The sequence below is a fragment of the Photorhabdus viridis genome, assembly GCF_040256935.1.
GTDB lineage: Bacteria > Pseudomonadota > Gammaproteobacteria > Enterobacterales > Enterobacteriaceae > Photorhabdus > Photorhabdus viridis.
Genome location: NZ_JBEJZY010000476.1, coordinates 1 through 223 on the forward strand (window position 1 = coordinate 1; position 223 = coordinate 223).

Genomic DNA, 223 nt, shown 5'->3' on the forward strand with positions numbered 1-223 from the left:
CTCACTCGCCAGAAAGGTCTGCTGAAAAATGGTCTGCGCGACTGGCAATTATTGGCAGAGCAGCCCGCGACGCTGGGCGATAACCTGCGGCAAGGCACGGCGTTGCTCTCCTGTTATCGGCCCAAAAAGGGGCAGCAGGTTTATCAATATCAGGCGGTATTCCTGCTGGATGAGAAAAAAACGCTGATTTTCACCCTGTCATCCCAACAGGCGTTCACTGATG

At 53.8% G+C, this 223-nt stretch carries 1 protein-coding gene; it reads left to right on the forward strand.

The window, feature by feature from the left end:
- Positions 1-223: DcrB-related protein (locus ABR397_RS24205; protein WP_350307899.1), on the forward strand; the 223-nt coding region annotated here is incomplete at both ends.